Origin of the sequence: Ensifer adhaerens (assembly GCF_000697965.2) — a bacterium.
Lineage (GTDB): Bacteria > Pseudomonadota > Alphaproteobacteria > Rhizobiales > Rhizobiaceae > Ensifer > Ensifer adhaerens.
The window spans coordinates 3,180,039-3,195,025 of record NZ_CP015880.1; the positions used below are offsets into that span (position 1 = coordinate 3,180,039).

The 14,987-nt window shown below is 64.5% G+C and carries 15 protein-coding genes; 8 read left to right on the top strand and 7 right to left on the bottom strand.

The annotated features are described in order from the left end of the window. The first annotated feature begins 31 nt into the window (after positions 1-31). On the top strand, positions 32-1,435 hold the full coding sequence (locus tag FA04_RS15555) for a hypothetical protein (RefSeq protein WP_034786923.1): 1,404 nt from the start codon (positions 32-34) through the stop codon (positions 1,433-1,435). 77 nt (positions 1,436-1,512) lie between these two features. Next, positions 1,513-2,391, top strand: coding sequence for a glycosyltransferase family 2 protein (locus tag FA04_RS15560; RefSeq protein WP_034786925.1), 879 nt, complete (start codon positions 1,513-1,515; stop codon positions 2,389-2,391). A 15-nt stretch (positions 2,392-2,406) separates the two neighbouring features. On the opposite strand, the gene FA04_RS15565 is transcribed toward FA04_RS15560, so the two are convergent. Continuing rightward, the gene (locus FA04_RS15565; protein ID WP_034786928.1) at positions 2,407-3,498 is read right to left on the bottom strand and encodes a glycosyltransferase family 4 protein; all 1,092 of its coding nucleotides are present in this window, start codon (positions 3,496-3,498) and stop codon (positions 2,407-2,409) included. 187 nt (positions 3,499-3,685) lie between these two features. Here FA04_RS15565 and FA04_RS15570 point away from each other — a divergent pair, with 187 nt between their 5' ends. From FA04_RS15570 to cysE, 3 genes are read left to right on the top strand one after another with little or no spacing between them, the layout of a single operon-like run. Further along, positions 3,686-4,774 (top strand): CobW family GTP-binding protein, encoded by a 1,089-nt coding sequence (locus tag FA04_RS15570; RefSeq protein WP_034786931.1) that lies wholly within the window; start codon positions 3,686-3,688, stop codon positions 4,772-4,774. After that, entirely contained in the window at positions 4,774-5,763 is a 990-nt protein-coding gene (locus tag FA04_RS15575) for a WD40 repeat domain-containing protein (RefSeq protein ID WP_034786943.1), read from the top strand. Before FA04_RS15570 ends, FA04_RS15575 begins: the two co-directional genes overlap by 1 nt. A 10-nt stretch (positions 5,764-5,773) precedes the next feature. Next, a complete protein-coding gene (cysE, locus tag FA04_RS15580) occupies positions 5,774-6,601 on the top strand; it encodes a serine O-acetyltransferase (protein ID WP_034786945.1) in 828 nt (275 codons plus the stop codon). A gap of 16 nt (positions 6,602-6,617) precedes the next feature. Here the strand turns inward: cysE and FA04_RS15585 are convergent, their stop codons facing one another. From FA04_RS15585 to FA04_RS15595, 3 genes are all read right to left on the bottom strand, one after another. Continuing rightward, positions 6,618-7,802 carry a ZIP family metal transporter gene (locus FA04_RS15585; protein WP_034786948.1) on the bottom strand — a complete coding sequence of 395 codons (1,185 nt, stop codon included), beginning with the start codon at positions 7,800-7,802 and terminating at the stop codon, positions 6,618-6,620. Further along, a complete protein-coding gene (locus tag FA04_RS15590; RefSeq protein WP_034786951.1) occupies positions 7,799-8,926 on the bottom strand; it encodes a multicopper oxidase domain-containing protein in 1,128 nt (375 codons plus the stop codon). The genes FA04_RS15585 and FA04_RS15590 overlap by 4 nt, the downstream gene beginning before the upstream one ends. A gap of 310 nt (positions 8,927-9,236) precedes the next feature. Further along, positions 9,237-9,683, bottom strand: a complete 447-nt coding sequence (locus FA04_RS15595) for a glyoxalase superfamily protein (RefSeq protein ID WP_034786954.1) — start codon at positions 9,681-9,683, stop codon at positions 9,237-9,239. 274 nt (positions 9,684-9,957) lie between these two features. On the opposite strand from FA04_RS15595, the gene FA04_RS15600 reads away from it, so the two are divergent. From FA04_RS15600 to FA04_RS15610, 3 genes are all read left to right on the top strand, one after another. After that, a complete protein-coding gene (locus tag FA04_RS15600) occupies positions 9,958-10,590 on the top strand; it encodes a LysE family translocator (RefSeq protein ID WP_034786957.1) in 633 nt (210 codons plus the stop codon). Between the two features lies 1 nt (position 10,591). Continuing rightward, positions 10,592-11,164: an ASCH domain-containing protein gene (locus FA04_RS15605; protein WP_034786960.1), complete on the top strand. Its 573-nt coding sequence runs from the start codon at positions 10,592-10,594 to the stop codon at positions 11,162-11,164. A 144-nt stretch (positions 11,165-11,308) separates the two neighbouring features. Further along, positions 11,309-11,716: a VOC family protein gene (locus FA04_RS15610; protein WP_034786961.1), complete on the top strand. Its 408-nt coding sequence runs from the start codon at positions 11,309-11,311 to the stop codon at positions 11,714-11,716. A gap of 6 nt (positions 11,717-11,722) precedes the next feature. On the opposite strand, the gene FA04_RS15615 is transcribed toward FA04_RS15610, so the two are convergent. The 3 genes from FA04_RS15615 to odc2 form a co-directional block, all read right to left on the bottom strand. Further along, positions 11,723-12,349 (bottom strand): LysE family translocator, encoded by a 627-nt coding sequence (locus tag FA04_RS15615; RefSeq protein WP_034786964.1) that lies wholly within the window; start codon positions 12,347-12,349, stop codon positions 11,723-11,725. A 197-nt stretch (positions 12,350-12,546) separates the two neighbouring features. After that, positions 12,547-13,137, bottom strand: a complete 591-nt coding sequence (locus FA04_RS15620) for a GNAT family N-acetyltransferase (protein ID WP_034786966.1) — start codon at positions 13,135-13,137, stop codon at positions 12,547-12,549. Positions 13,138-13,225: 88 nt separating this feature from the next. Beyond that, complete coding sequence (odc2, locus tag FA04_RS15625) at positions 13,226-14,365, bottom strand: ornithine/lysine decarboxylase (protein ID WP_218686560.1); 1,140 nt, start codon at positions 14,363-14,365, stop codon at positions 13,226-13,228. Positions 14,366-14,987 lie beyond the last annotated feature (622 nt).

The window sequence follows — 14,987 nt, forward strand, 5'->3', positions numbered from 1 at the left end:
CAAGGACGTCCGTTGGAAGAGCAGAGAACCCATGGCGAAGATCATAGCGCTCGGCGCCTATTTTTATCAGGCCGTCATCGCCTTCGGCCTGCTGATCATCGTCGCCCATTGGCTGGCGCCTGCGGACTACGCCAGCTATTCGCTGTTCGTCTCGATCTGCCAATTCGCAGCGATCGCCGCTTTCGAATGGGTGCGCTTCGCGTGCACCCGCTTCTATCCGGGGCCGGACGCTGACAGCGAGGCGGCTGAGCGGCGCACGATCCTCGTTGAAGCGACGGTCTGCGCAGCACTCTGCCTGGCCGCAGCCTCGATAGCCGTGTTCTTCGGCGTGCCGCCGGTCGTCGCCCTTGTCGGCGGCCTGGTGTCGATCGCGCAAGGGGGCAGCGACCTGCATCTGACGATGCTGCGGTTTCGTCAGGACTTTCGCGCCTTTTCCGTGTTGCAGGGATCACGCGCCACAATTCTGGCAGTCGGCACGCTCGCCGGGGCATTGGCCTCGCCCACCTTCCTCTCGACGGTCACGGGGCTTCTGGCCGGCTACGCTGCCTACGGCCTGCTCGCCTCGGTTCTTTCCCGCAACCCGGCAGCGCGACCGACCGTTGCACTGGAGACTGCGCGCTTCCGCAAGCACCTCGTCTATGGCAGCGTTTCGGCCGGCGCTGCAACGGCCGCCATGTTCGCGCCGCTCGCCCTCAAGACGCTGCTGACATCCGTTCTCGGAGCGAGGGGTGCCGCCGGCGCGCTGTTGGCGCTCGACCTTTTGCAGCGGCCCTTCGTGCTCATCGTTTCGGCGCTTCAGGCGATCCAGTACCCCGAAATCGTCGCCGCCCACGACCGGACCGACAACCGCGCGGACCTCGCCCGGACGCTCGGGCAATACTATGCCCTGCTTGCCAGCTTCGCGCTGATGATGGCGGCCGGCATCTTTGCGGTGCTCCTGCCGGTCACGTGGGTCGTCATCAGCCCGGACCTGCAGCAGGGGTTCCTCGCCACGGCGCCTGCGATCATCCTCATTTCGCTTGCCCGCACGCTGACGCAGATCATGTTGCCGACGCCGCTGCACCTGAAGCAGCGTCTTGCGCTGATCCTTCTGCTCGCCGTCATCGACTGCCTGCTGCTGAACCTCGGGGCGCTCGCGGCACTGGTTGTCGCAGGCCCGATCGATACGGCGCTTGCGACCGGTGGTGCGATCGGCGCGGTCCTTGCGACCGCCTTCGGTCTGCGCCTGATGGCGGTGCTTCCCTTCGACCTCCCCTGGCCGCCGGTGCTTCTTGCCGCCGCAGGGCTCGCCACGGCCGGCTTCGCCTTCGCGCTCGCCGGCGAAACCAGCTATCTCGCGATCGGCGCCGGCATCCTCGGGGGCGGCGTCCTGTGCCTGCTCGCACTCAACCAATTGCGGCTGATGATGCGGGCTCCGAAGCTTGCCGCCCCATAGGGCTGGAAGCAATTGCGCTAAGAAAAACTGCACGAATTTCCGGTTAGATCGCCGCCGAAACGTTCGGAGAGTCCGCCATGAACATCGTCGTCGGCATAGCGACCGCGGGCCGCCGCGAAGTCCTTTCGGACACCCTGATGCATCTGACGCGGCAGACCCGCTTGCCGGACTCCATCCTGGTCTGCCCGAGCGCGCCCGAGGACATCGACGAAAACCGCCTCAGTGCCCTCGCAGCCGACGTCCGCGTCGTTAGGGGCAGCAAAGGCTCGAGCGCGCAGCGCAATGCGATCCTCGACCACGCGACGACCGCCGACCTGATCGTCTTCTTCGACGACGACTTCCTGCCACACCATGACTTTCTCGCAGAGACCGAGCGATTGTTTGCGCGCGAGGCGGATATCGTCGTTGCAACCGGCCTGGTTCTGGCAGACGGCATTCACGGACCCGGCATTTCGGTGGCCGATGCGAAGGCGATCCTCCATGGCGACGCCGGTCCCGCGCCCGAGGATCAAATCACGCCCGCCTTCAATGCCTACGGCTGCAACATGGCCTTCCGTGTTGCGGCGATCGCCGTCGAGCACACCCGCTTCGACGAGCGCCTGCCGCTCTACGGCTGGCAGGAGGACGTCGATTTCTGCCGGCGGCTTGCGTCACGCGGGCGCATCGTCAAGTCACAGAGATTGCGCGGCGTCCATCTCGGCAACAAGCGCGGCCGCACCTCGGGTTTGCGTTTCGGCTACTCGCAGGTCGCCAATCCGCTCTATCTGCGCAACAAGGGCACGGTCGGCCTCAAATGGGCGCTGCGTCTGATGGGGGGCAACGTCGCTGCCAACATCCTCGGCAGCGTCAGGTCGCAAGGCCTCGTCGACCGCCGCGGTCGGCTGAAGGGCAACGTCATCGCCGTCTTGGATATGCTGCGCGGGCGGTTGGACCCGATGCGCGTGCTCGACCTCTAACGCCCTCCGCAGCCATCAAGCCCGGCTGGCAGCCAGCATGTTGAGCAGCACCACCGCGCTTCCATCCCAGGAAAAGCGCTTGGCATTGTCGTAACCGGCATGCGTCAACTCACGACGCAAAGTCGCGTCGGCCGAAATCATCCGCATTGCCTCGACCAGCGTTTCCGTCTTCAACGGATCGAAGTAGCGCACCGCATCGCCGCAGGCCTCGCGCACCGGTGGAATGTCGGCGGCAAGCACGGGGCAGCCTTGCGTCATCGCCTCCAGCGGCGGGATGCCGAAACCTTCGTAAAGGCTCGGAAAGACGAAGGCGACAGCGCGGCGTTGCAGCCCGGCGATCTCCGCGTCGGTCAGACGTCCGGGAAAGATCAGATTGCCCTTCGACGTCGGCGCGATATCGCGAAAAACCGACGGATCGGTGCCGCCCACCACGACCAGCTTGTGGTCGCGGGCGCCAAGGGTCTCGAAGGCGCGGACAGCGAACTCGACATTCTTGTTGGGTTTCAGGGTGCCGACAAGCAGGAAGAAGGGCGTATCGGCAAGGCCAAGGCGGCCGATGATGCCGTCGTCCGGCTGAAGATCCGCGAAGTGATCTGTCGCGTTGTAGATAACGTCGATACCGGGCGCCGGCACGCGGAACACGTCTGCGAGTTCCTTGCGCGAAAAATTCGACACGGTCCCGATCTTTGCCCGTCGTGCCAGAAGGAAACCGAGCGCCCCGTGGAACAGCCGGTAGCCGCGGCCAAAGGAGGCCGGATGGCGAAAGAGTGTAACGTCGTGGATCACCACCACCTGGTCGCCATGCAGCACCGGCCCACTACCGCCGAAGCCGATGAGCGTGTCGCGGCGTGACCGCCAGAAGAGTGGCCCCTGCTCCCACAGATGGCCCGGGCCGGAGCCGAAGCGCTCCACCGAAATCGCCTTGAGGCCGAGATCGTAGACAGCCTTGCCGGGAGAAAGGAGCCGCCAGCGCACGCCCTTCAGCGCATGCGGCACGGCACCCGAAGCGATGCGCTGATCGAGCGCCCGGGTCATCTCGCGGGCGAAGCGCTGCACGCCCGTAAGCGGCTGGGTCAGGAACCGGCCGTTGATGGAAATCGTCTTCACGTGCGCACCCCCTCGATGTGCTGCGCACTCTCGCCGATCTTGATGAAAGGAGGGTTATCGGGATCGCAGCGATCAACGCCGCCCGACCGGCAAAATCGCCTGCGCCATTTGCGCATCGCCGCCGCATCTCCTATATGAGACGCGACTAGGATGCCTGCTCCCGCATCCGGAAATCCCAGAGGTTCCCATGACCGAAACATCCCCGCAGAAGCCGATCCCCGTCACCGTGCTCACCGGCTATCTCGGCGCCGGCAAGACGACGCTTTTGAACCGCATCCTCAGCGAGAACCATGGCCGCAAATACGCGGTCATCGTCAACGAGTTCGGCGAGATCGGCATCGACAACGACCTGATCGTGGAATCCGACGAGGAAATCTACGAGATGAACAACGGCTGCGTCTGCTGCACCGTGCGCGGCGACCTGATCCGCGTGGTGGAAGGCCTGATGCGCCGCCCCGGCCGCTTCGATGCGATCATCGTCGAGACCACGGGCCTTGCCGACCCGGTCCCGGTCGCCCAGACCTTCTTCATGGACGACGACGTGCGCGCCAAGACCGAGCTTGACGCCGTCGTCGCGCTGGTCGACGCCAAGCACCTGCCGCTGCGCCTCAAGGACAGCCGCGAGGCCGAAGACCAGATCGCCTTCGCCGATGTCGTGCTGCTCAACAAGACCGACCTCGTCACGCCCGAGGAACTGGAGCGCATCGAGGCGACCGTGCGCGTCATCAATCCGTCGGCCCGCATCTATCGCACCCAGCGCTCCGAGATCGATCTCGCCAAGGTCCTCGACCAGGGCGCCTTCAATCTCGAAAAGGCGCTGGAAAACGATCCGCACTTCCTCGACCAGGACGATCACGAACACGATCACACCTGCGGTCCGGATTGCGGCCACGATCATCACCATCACCACCATGATCATGACCACGATCACGACCATCATCACCACCACGATGCCCCCTCGCCGATCCACGACGTGACGGTGCAGTCGATCTCGCTGCGCGGCGGCGAGATGAACCCGGATCGCTTCTTCCCCTGGATCCAGAAGATCACCCAGACGGACGGCCCGAACATCCTGCGCCTGAAGGGCATCATCGCCTTTGCTGGCGACGCCGAGCGTTACGTCGTTCAGGGCGTTCACATGATCATCGAGGGCGATCACCAGCGTGCGTGGAAGGAAGGCGAAAAGCGCGAAAGCCGCCTCGTCTTCATCGGCCGTGACCTCGACCGCGAAAAGCTCGAGCGCACCTTCAAGGCCTGCGAGGCGCAGCCGAACTGATGCCGACTGTCGCTCCCCTCGATCTCGAAGGTCACGTCGTCGGCGTGGCCTTTCTCAAAGGCGTCCCCTTCTTCGCCGAAGCCATCGGCGCCATCCACCGCCTCGACCTCGGCCACAAGACGACGGAGGTCCACGAGGGCCTGCTCTCGCTCGTGGTCGACGAAGCCAACGATACGCTGCTGACGGGCGGCGAAGATGGCAAGGTCATGCGCACCGCCGCCGACGGTACCACGGCGCTGGTCGCCGAAGCGCCGCGCAAGTGGATCGCCCAGGTTGCCGCCGGCCCGCAAGGTGCCGTTGGCTATGCCTATGGCAAGACCACGCACGTGAAGCTTGCCGACGGCACGACGAAGGAATTCGCCGAGCAACGCACGGTCGAAGGCCTCGCCTTCGCGCCGAAAGGCCTTCGCGTCGCCGCAGCGCGCTACAACGGCGTGTCGTTGCACTGGGTCGGCACATCGGGCCAGCCGATCGACCTCGAATGGAAGGGCGCCCACACCGGCGTCACCTTCTCACCCGACGGCCGCTTCCTCGTCACCACGATGCAGGAAAACGCGCTGCACGGCTGGAAGCTCGACGCCAAGCCCGGCGCCGAAGCGCGCCACATGCGCATGACCGGCTATCCGGCCAAGGTGAAGTCCTTTTCCTGGTCGGCCAAGGGCAAGTGGCTCGCATCCTCGGGCGCGCCGGCTGCCATCGTATGGCCCTTCCAGGGCAAGGACGGCCCGATGGGCAAGGCGCCGCTCGAACTCGGCACCCGCGCCGACATCATGGTGACCTCCGTCTGCTGCCATCCGGCTGAAGATATCGTCGCCATCGGCTATCAGGACGGCATGATCCTCGGCGCACGCTTTGCCGACAGCAAGGAAGTGCTGCTGCGCCGTCCCGGCAAGGGCGCAATCACCGCCATGGCGTGGAACAAGGATGGCCGGCAGCTGGCCTTCGGCTCGGCCGAGGGCGACTGCGGCGTCGTCGATATCGCGGGATAAACGGTGGCGCATGACCGCATTGATTGAGACGCTACGGTACGAAGGCTCGCTTGCGGCACCGCTCGCCGATGGCGCGGTCTGGAGCCTGATCCGGGCGGAAGCGCGCGCGCTTGCCGCACGTGAACCGGTCATGGCGCCCGCCCTGATGCCGATCATCGATGCCGGATCGGATGCCGAATTGCTGGCCGGCGTGCTCGCAGCCGGCTTGGCCGTCGCGCGCGTCGACGAAAGCTCGCTTGCGCAGCTGCTCGCCGACGTCTTCAAGACAAACCCTCAGATCCTGCTGGCGACCGAAGCCGATCTTCAGGCGGTGAAGGAGCGTGACCCGGCCTGCCCGGGCCTCAAGCATGTGCTGGTGAACCTCAAGGGCTTTCAGGCACTGCAGACCTACCGCGCTGCTCACCAGCTCTGGGTCGACGGCCGCCGTGAGGTCGCGAACTGGCTTTCGAACCTCGCCTCGCTCGTCTTCGGACCTGACATTCATCCGGCCGCCTGCATCGGCAAGGCTGTCATGCTCGACCATGGCTCCGGCATCGTCATCGGAGAAACCTCGGTCATCGAAGATCAGGTCTCGATCCTGCAGAACGTCACGCTCGGCGGTACCGGCAAGGAAACCGGAGACCGCCACCCGAAGATCGGCCGCGGCGTGATGCTCGGCGCCGGCGCCAAGATCCTCGGCAATATCGAGGTCGGCGCCCATAGCAAGGTCGCCGCCGGCAGTGTCGTCCTCAAGACCGTTCCGCCGCGCACCACCGTCGCGGGCGTGCCGGCAACCGTCGTGCGCATCCATCGCGTCGATGAAATTCCGGCAGCGGAGATGGACCAGACGATCGTCTGACCCATCCTGTTGCCTGTCAGATCTTCACCAGCGCCGCGGTGGCATACATGAATGCCGCACCGGCTGCGAGGCCGGCCAAAACCGGCGGCGTCAGGAACACGTCGCTCCTGCGCTCGCTCTGACGCATCAGATAGGCGCCCACTTCGACGATCACCTGCAGGATCGCGCCTGCCCCGATCGCCAGCGCCAAGGCGGACCATTGCGCCGAGGCGGCAAGGCTCCCGAGCCACATGCCGATGACGGCCGGGCTGCCCGCCAGCAGCGTCAAACCGACGAAGACCGAGAACGGCGGCCTCTTCTTCAGGATCGGCGCGGCGATGCCGATGCCTTCTGTGACATTGTGGAGCGCAAAGCCGAGCACGAGGAAGGTGCCGAGCCCGGCCGAGCCGGCCGCAAAGGCGGCCCCGATCGCCAGCCCCTCGCCAAGATTGTGCAGGCCGATGCCGAGCGCGATGTAGGTGGAGAGCGCCAGCCCGGTCGGCGCACCGCTTCGCCGGCCGATTGCCATCAGCAGGAGGAAACTGCTTAAAGCCGCCAGCACCACCATGACTGGCCCCTGGAAGATCGCCGCGGCTTCGCCGGCAAGCTCGAGCGCCTCGCCACTCGCATCGACCAGCAGGAAGCCGAGCAGGCCGATCGTCAGCGACAGCAGAAAGGCCATGCCCTCGCGCCCAACACCACGCAGCACCGGATAGAACATCAGCCCGACGGCCACGGGCACGATGCCGACGATAATCCCGACCACGGCCTGCAGCCGCAACTGGCCCGGCGTCGCCTGCGGTGTCGGCACGGCGACGGCGATGTCGTGCGCAAACGTGGCGCCGGTGTTGGTCACCACCTTCACGGCATGCGCCTCGCCAAGCATCCATGGAAATGGCAGTTTCAGCCATGCGGCCCCACCGCGTGCGATCGGCCCCGGCGGGTCCTGAGCGAATTGCCAATAGGCGTCGTCCACCTGGACCTGCGCCACCGTCATCGGTTCCGATCCGCCGGCGCGAACAAGCAGACTGAGACCACTATCGTCGAGAACGGTTCTTTCGAAGGTGAGGTTTTCGACCGGCGGCGCGCCGTTGCGGAAGCCCGACAACGGATCGGTCGATACGAGCCAGGCAACGGCGATGCCAAAGACGATAAGAGGCAACGCCAGCCACACCAGGTTGGTCTTTGCCGCGCGAATGGCAGCTCTTGGCATCTCGTTCATGCGAGCGCCTCCACCACGTCGAACATGCCGACCCAACCGAGCTCAGTGAACTCGGTCTGGTGCGGGTGGAACATGTAGAGGCCGGGTTCGTGCTCAGTGAAGGTGAATTCGAGGATGCCGCGCTGCGCCTGGCACTGGGTGATGAGATCGACGGTTTTCAAAGTCGGCGTCAACGTCGTGCCCTGATCGTAATAGTCGAAGAAATTGGCGTGCAGGTGGAAGGAGTTGATCGGGTCGAACTCGATGACGTTGATGAGATAGATGCGCACCGGCCTGCCCTTCACGATCCGGATCGGCCGTTTCATGAAGGCGTGCGCGATGGTGTTGACCGCATAGAATTCGTTCTCGGCATCGAAATTGGTGTCGAAGGCATTCATCACCATCACCAGTTCCTGCCAGCCGGCATTCTCTGGTGTGCCGAGCAGCCTGGAGCGGGCGACCTCCACATGCTCCGGCCGGCGCTCCGGGTCGGGATCGATCACGAAGGCGCCGTACATGCCCTTGTGGATGTGCCGGCGCAACGGCATCGCATGGCAGTGGTAGAGATGGCAGCCGAAGGGCTTGGCATCGAACTCATAGATAAATTCGTCACCCGGATCGACCATGCCGGCCCCAGGAACGCCGTCCATGCGCGCCGCGTGAATACCGTGGAAATGGATCGAGTGCGGATGCGAAGCATAGTTGCGAAAGACGATCCGCAGCCGCTCGCCTTCCTTCGCCCGGAGCGCCGGCCCGGGGACCCGACCGTTATAGGTCCAGGCGGGAAATTTGATGCCGGGCGCGATTTCGATCTCACGGTCCTCCGCCGTCATCTCGAAGGTGCGCAGCGTCCGTCCGTCCGGCAGCGTCGAAACCGTGCCCGTGTCCCAATCTGTGAGCATCTCCGTCGGGTCGAAGCCGTTGACGGCGCTATCGACCTCGCCGACCGTCATCATCGCGCCATGCCCCATGGCCGGCATCGGCTCCTGTCCCGCCGCTCCCGATGGCGCGGCATGACCGACATGGCTCGCCTGTTGTTGACCCAAGGCGGCGCTGGTGCAGATCGCCGTTCCACCCGCTGCCGCCAGCCCGCCCATCAGCAGACTGCGCCTTCGCAGCAGGTCCGGTCTTGTCGGCTTGTCCATATTCGCCCCTCTCCCTCATTGGGTAACACGCACCGCACCGCGCCTGACTGGGGCAAGCAACGATCCACCTGCTTCTGCAAATCATTTGCAACAACATCAATAGTGCAAATGCATCCCATTCGCAACTGACTTGGGAAGCGTGATGTCCGAAGGGGCCGGCAGGACCGCGCGCTCAGCACGGCGCGCCCGTCATCATCCCGTAAACGAAAACGTCCCCGGAAGGCGCTGGCCTCGGGGACGTTGGGTTGAACTTCGGCGCCGGAACGGAAACGAACATGTCCGCAGGGCCTCGGCAGGCGGTGGCCGCGCCTCACCATTCAAGTTCGAGTTGCGGGATCCCGTTGGAGGTTTTTTCGACCGTACGGCCACTCTCGTCCACCGTCGCGGTGACCCGCTGGCGGAAGGCCGAGAAGCTCTCGAAGGTGACGACGTCGACGGGCTGGTCGAATTTCATCGTCAGACGATAGCGTCCCGGCTGCGCCGCGATCGCCTGGACGCCCAGGATCTCGCCTTCGAAGGTCTGGCCGAGATAGCGCCCCTTCACGCGGGACCCGAGCATCCAGGGATTGAAGGGCGGCCGGTTGCCGACGGCGGCATGCAGCGTGTTCCAGTCGCGATAGCCATATTGTGCGGCGATCAGCTCGAGCGAGCGGGAATGGCCGATGGTTTCGCCTTCGGATGCGAGGCGGATGCGCAGACGCTTGGCCTGGTCTTTCAGGGCGTCGAGCGAGGGAAGCGGGATTGATCCGCGCGTCATGAGAAGGTCTCCTGCAGCGGCATGCATTCCTTGAAGATGGGAGCCCGCATTGCCACCGGTTCGCATGCCGTTTCGGCTGACCGTGTCTCAAAAGAAGGACTTCACCAAAGCATGACGCTCGCGGACGGCAGGGACCTTCACCCTGCCGCTTCCATAGGGGATGCCGCCTCGACTGTCAAACCAGGCCCGGAAATGCGGCTGCGACCCCGCGAAAGACGATTGCGCACGCGCAAAAGCTGTGGGACGACTGAAGGAGACGACGAGGGAGGAACTCATGACCGAAATGACGATACTCGCATTCGCGCTGGTTGCCTTCATCGGCATCGCGACACCGGGCCCGACGGTCCTCCTCGCACTCACCAACGGATCGCGCTACGGGGTGCGGCGCGCAATCGCCGGCATGGTCGGCGCCGTCCTCTCCGATTTCGTGCTGATCGGCGCGGTCGCGCTTGGCCTCGGCGCGCTGCTGGCGGCCTCCGAATTCTGGTTTACCGTCGTCAAATGGCTGGGCGCGGGCTATCTGGCCTTTCTCGGCATCATGCTGCTGCGGTCGAAAGGGACGATCCAGGTGGCAAACGAAGCCGGCAGCGCGGCTCCCGTTTCCTCTGCCGCGATTTTCCTCAAAAGCTTCCTGGTCGCTGTCACCAATCCCAAGGGTTATCTGTTCTTCACCGCCTTCCTGCCGCAGTTCATCGATCCGACGGCACCACAGGCGTCGCAATACGCCATGCTTGCGCTCGTCTTCGCAGTCGTCGATTTTACCGTGATGTTCGGCTATGCGCTGCTCGGCGCGAAGGCTGCAGCTTTCCTCAAGCGTTCCGGCGCCGTCTGGCTCGACCGCCTCTGCGGCGGCGCCTTGCTGGCGCTCGCCGGCTCGCTCGCCCTCTATCGCCGCGCCACCGCCTGAAATGCTGTTTCGCCAAAACGTGCTCGCTGGCATCGCCAGCGGCGACGTAACCTTGGCCTTCCGGCGTTGGACCAAGCCGACTGTCAAGGACGGCGGTAGCTTACGCACCGCAGTCGGTGTTCTCGCTATCGATGCCGTCGACGAGATCGACGAAGGCGCGATTACCGACAGCGATGCCCGCAAAGCCGGCTTTGCCGATCGCGCCGCCCTCGCGAAGGAGCTTACCGCGCGCACCGAAGGGCGCTGCTATCGCATCGCCTTCCACCGGGCCGGCGACGATCCACGCATCGCCCTGCGGGAAGCGGCTGACCTCGACGGTGAAGGACGGGCAGAAATCGACCGCAAGCTCGCGCGCTTCGACGACAGCGCCGGCATGGGCTGGACGCGTCCGGTACTGCAGCTGATCGCCGTCCGTGACGGGACGACCGCAGCGGAGCTGAGCGCCGCCATCGGCATGGAGAAACTGAAGCTCAAGGCGCGCATCCGCAAATTGAAGGAGCTCGGCCTCACCGAAAGCCTCGATGTCGGCTATCGCCTGTCCGGCCGCGGGCGCGCCTATCTCGACGGCGAATAGCCCGCGTGAAAAAGCGGGCGGTGACGCGGACACGATCGGTCATTCCTTCCAATCCCGATCGCCGCTGTTGCGTGCCTAAAGCAGGTGTGAGACGACTTGCCACCGAAACGGACCACCCCCATCAGGCAAGGCGAGGAGACAGGCATGATCGGCTACACCATGGTCGGAACGGCGGACCTGAGGCGCGCAGAGCGCTTCTACGATCCGGTGATGGCGCTGATCGGCCAGGAGCGCTGCTACTGCGACGAGCAGGTTTCCTCCTGGGGTCGAAAGGATGATGACAAGGCGCCCCGTTTCTTTGCCTGCCACCCCTTCGACGGGAAAGCCGCCTCGGTCGGCAACGGTGCGATGACCGCCTTCCTGGTGGAAAGCGCCGAGGTCATCGACCGGCTGTTCGAGACCGCCATGGCGCGCGGCGGCAGCGAAGAGGGAAAACCAGGCTTCCGTCCGCAATATGGCGATGGCTTCTACGCGGCCTATGTGCGTGATCCCGACGGCAACAAGCTGGCCTTCGTCTGCTACGACGCCCGCGAGGTCGAGAGCCCGTCCTGACCCGCCTTAACGGCGCGTCGACCAGCCGAACCAGATCGCCACGGCCGCAAGCATCAGCGCGAGCACACGCCGCACCAACCGTTCGCGTGCCGGCGAGTTGAGGACCGGCTCCAACGCCCCGGCCAGAAGCACGATCGCGGCATGAACCGCGGTCGCGACCCCCACATAGAGCGCGGCAAGCGTCAGGTTCTGGGGCAAGAGCGGGCGTGTATCGTCGACGAAGGTCGGAAGCACGGTGACGAAGAACAGCGCCGCCTTCGGATTGAGCAGATTTGTGATCAGGCCACGCCGGAAATAGAAGGATGCGGGCTTGCCGCTCGGCCCCGCCTCCTCACCGTCACCGTTCCAGGCCTCGAAGGCGAGATAGAGCAGGAAGCCGACGCCTGCCCAGCGAAGCGCCCCATAGAGCATGTCCGACTGGCCGACGAACTCGGCGACCCCGAAGGATGCGGCAAGGCCGACGATCGCCAGGCCGAGCGCCACGCCGGCGACGGTCGCCATGCCGGGCCTGCGCCCCTCCGAGGCCGCGACCATGGCGAGGTAGGCCATGTTCGGTCCCGGCGTCAGTTCGATGATGAAGGATGTCAGTAGAAAGGGCAGCAGGGTCGCTGCCCCGAAAATGAACGGATCCATGCGCGAGACTTCCATCCGCCTGCAACGAGGCCTTGGCGCAAGGACAGGTCAGCGGCGCTGCCTTGTCAAGGAAGATCACAAACCGATCAGCAGGGAGCGCCCGGCATGTCATGCGTCTGCCCCCTCGCCGATCAGATCGGACCAGCGAGGGAGCAGCGAAAAATCCGCCACCGCAGGGTTGGCGGCGGAAAGAGATCTCAGGCGGCGCGGCGAACCGGCGGCATGGCGAGCTTGCGGCCGCTGGCGACGATCAGGCCGGCGGTGCCCTCGAGCCAGTTGTCCCGAAGCTCGAGCGCCAGGAACCGGTCGCGTTCGAACGGCCCTGGCATCACCAGATGCTGGGTGCGGCTGGCAAAGAAGCCGAAGCGCTCGTAATAGGCAGCATCACCGACGAGCAGGATCGCGCCATGGCCGCGGTTCTTGGCCTCTTCGATCGCGGCCCGCATCAGCATGCCGCCGATGCCCTTGCCCTCATGGGCGGGGTCGACTGCGAGCGGACCGAGCAGCAGCGCCGGCACGGCATGGCCCTCACGGCTGACGCCGGCCTCGACGTTCCAGAGCCGGACCGTGCCGATCACGTGACCGTCGACATCGCGGGCGACGAAGGCAAGGCCTTCGGCCGGCAGCCGGCCGCTGCGCAGCTTCTCCGACGACTTGCGGCGGCGCTCCGGCCCCATGGCACGGTCGAGCAGGTTCTCGCGCGCGACGACGTCGCCCGGATTCTCCGCATCGATTACAAATGTAGTGGGCGCGAAAAACGCGCGCAGGGCGTCAACAACAGCGGCCATCGGGGCCTCCCGTCATCAAAACCGCTTCAGGCGGACCGAACGAAAATTGTGAAGTGGCGCTCCCGCCCGAGGACGGGAGCAGGCCGGATCAGATCACATAGGCCTTCAGCGGCTCGAAGCCGTTGAAGGCGACGGCCGAGTAGGTCGTCGTATAGGCGCCGGTACCTTCGATCAGAACCTCGTCGCCGATCGAAAGGGTGATCGGCAGCGGATACATGTTCTTCTCATAGAGCACGTCGGCCGAATCGCAGGTCGGGCCGGCGAGCACGCAAGGCTCCATTTCGTCGCCATCGCGCGCCGTACGGATCGGGTAGCGGATCGCTTCGTCCATGGTTTCGGCGAGTCCGCCGAACTTGCCGATGTCGAGGAACACCCAGCGATGGGCGTCGTTGTCCGACTTCTTCGAGACGAGAACGACTTCCGCCTTGATCACGCCGGCGTTGCCGACCATGCCGCGACCGGGCTCGATGATCGTTTCCGGGATGTGGTTGCCGAAGTGCTTCTTCAGCGCGCCGAAGATCGCCTGGCCATAGGCTTCCGCCGTCGGCACGTCCTTCAGGTACTTCGTCGGGAAGCCACCGCCCATGTTGACCATCTTGAGCTCGATGCCCTGCTTGGCCAGTTGCACGAAGACGCGCTTGGCATCGGCAAGGGCCTGATCCCAGGCATCCAGCTTCGTCATCTGCGAACCGACATGGAACGAGACGCCGTAGGAAACGAGGCCATGCTGGTGGGCGTAGACGAGCACGTCGACGGCCATCTGCGGGACGCAGCCGAACTTGCGCGACAGCGGCCATTCGGCGCCTTCACCATCGGTCAGGACGCGGCAGAACACGCGAGCGCCGGGGGCTGCGCGGGCAACCTTCTCCACTTCCTCGTGGCTGTCGACCGCGAACAGGTTGACCCCAAGCGCGTGGGCGCGGGCAATGTCGCGCTCCTTCTTGATGGTGTTGCCATAGGAGACGCGGCTCGCGGTCGCACCGGCGTCGAGTGCCATTTCGATTTCGGCGACGGACGCGCAATCGAAGGAGGAGCCCATGCCGGCGAGCAGGCGCAGGATTTCCGGCGCCGGGTTTGCCTTGACCGCATAATAGATCGAGCTGTCCGGCATCGCATGGCGGAAAGCCTTGAAATTGTTGCGCACGACGTCGAGGTCGACAACAAGGCACGGGCCTTCCGGTCGTCGGGTGTTGATGAAGTCGATGATGCGAGCCGTGGTCATGGCCATATTCCCCTGATCCAAGATGCCCCGCTTTCGCGGAGGACAAAGGGCATACGCGCACATGCTCTGGAACCAGCCGGTGGAGACCCCGGAACCATGCATGCGCTCGATGCGCGAACGGTGAATCAAAGCCCGCCTAGGCTTCAATTCGGCTTTGTCTGCCATGGATTGGAGGGAATAACCCAACCGCACTTCCGGCAATGAAGGTGTGCCTCTTCAGTAACCCCGGCTGTTGGAAAGCCGGCAGACACCAGAAAGGCCCGCACCGTCGTTGCTTCAAGATGTCCTCGCATTTCCCGGTTGGCCGGAATAGCGACTGGAGGGGTTAGTTCCAGGTACCTTACCGATACCCTCACCTAATCGAGGGTCGGCGGACACCCACAGGCACGTGCGACTTTGGGCAAGGGCGTAGGTAAGAAAAAAGCCCGTCGTAATCAAGAGTTTTTTCACAACCGCGGTTGAATTTTTTTCCAGCCGGGCAAAACTGTCGATGTTCACAAATTTTGAACGCTTGGCGCCAGATCGTCCACAACGCTAAAGCATTGAAAGAAGACTATTATTTATAAGAACAGGCACTGAAGGCAGAACCCGGCGCAATGACGCAAGCGACGGACAATCTGCCGTCTGC

Coding starts and splice junctions, on each gene's coding strand:
- FA04_RS15555 (WP_034786923.1), top strand. CDS start 32: ATGGCGAAGATCATAGCGCTCGGCGCCTATTTTTATCAGGCCGTCATC.
- FA04_RS15585 (WP_034786948.1), bottom strand. CDS start 7,802: ATGAACGAGATGCCAAGAGCTGCCATTCGCGCGGCAAAGACCAACCTG.
- FA04_RS15560 (WP_034786925.1), top strand. CDS start 1,513: ATGAACATCGTCGTCGGCATAGCGACCGCGGGCCGCCGCGAAGTCCTT.
- FA04_RS15575 (WP_034786943.1), top strand. CDS start 4,774: ATGCCGACTGTCGCTCCCCTCGATCTCGAAGGTCACGTCGTCGGCGTG.
- FA04_RS15605 (WP_034786960.1), top strand. CDS start 10,592: ATGCTGTTTCGCCAAAACGTGCTCGCTGGCATCGCCAGCGGCGACGTA.
- FA04_RS15620 (WP_034786966.1), bottom strand. CDS start 13,137: ATGGCCGCTGTTGTTGACGCCCTGCGCGCGTTTTTCGCGCCCACTACA.
- FA04_RS15570 (WP_034786931.1), top strand. CDS start 3,686: ATGACCGAAACATCCCCGCAGAAGCCGATCCCCGTCACCGTGCTCACC.
- FA04_RS15590 (WP_034786951.1), bottom strand. CDS start 8,926: ATGGACAAGCCGACAAGACCGGACCTGCTGCGAAGGCGCAGTCTGCTG.
- cysE (WP_034786945.1), top strand. CDS start 5,774: ATGACCGCATTGATTGAGACGCTACGGTACGAAGGCTCGCTTGCGGCA.
- odc2 (WP_218686560.1), bottom strand. CDS start 14,365: ATGGCCATGACCACGGCTCGCATCATCGACTTCATCAACACCCGACGA.
- FA04_RS15615 (WP_034786964.1), bottom strand. CDS start 12,349: ATGGATCCGTTCATTTTCGGGGCAGCGACCCTGCTGCCCTTTCTACTG.
- FA04_RS15600 (WP_034786957.1), top strand. CDS start 9,958: ATGACCGAAATGACGATACTCGCATTCGCGCTGGTTGCCTTCATCGGC.
- FA04_RS15595 (WP_034786954.1), bottom strand. CDS start 9,683: ATGACGCGCGGATCAATCCCGCTTCCCTCGCTCGACGCCCTGAAAGAC.
- FA04_RS15610 (WP_034786961.1), top strand. CDS start 11,309: ATGATCGGCTACACCATGGTCGGAACGGCGGACCTGAGGCGCGCAGAG.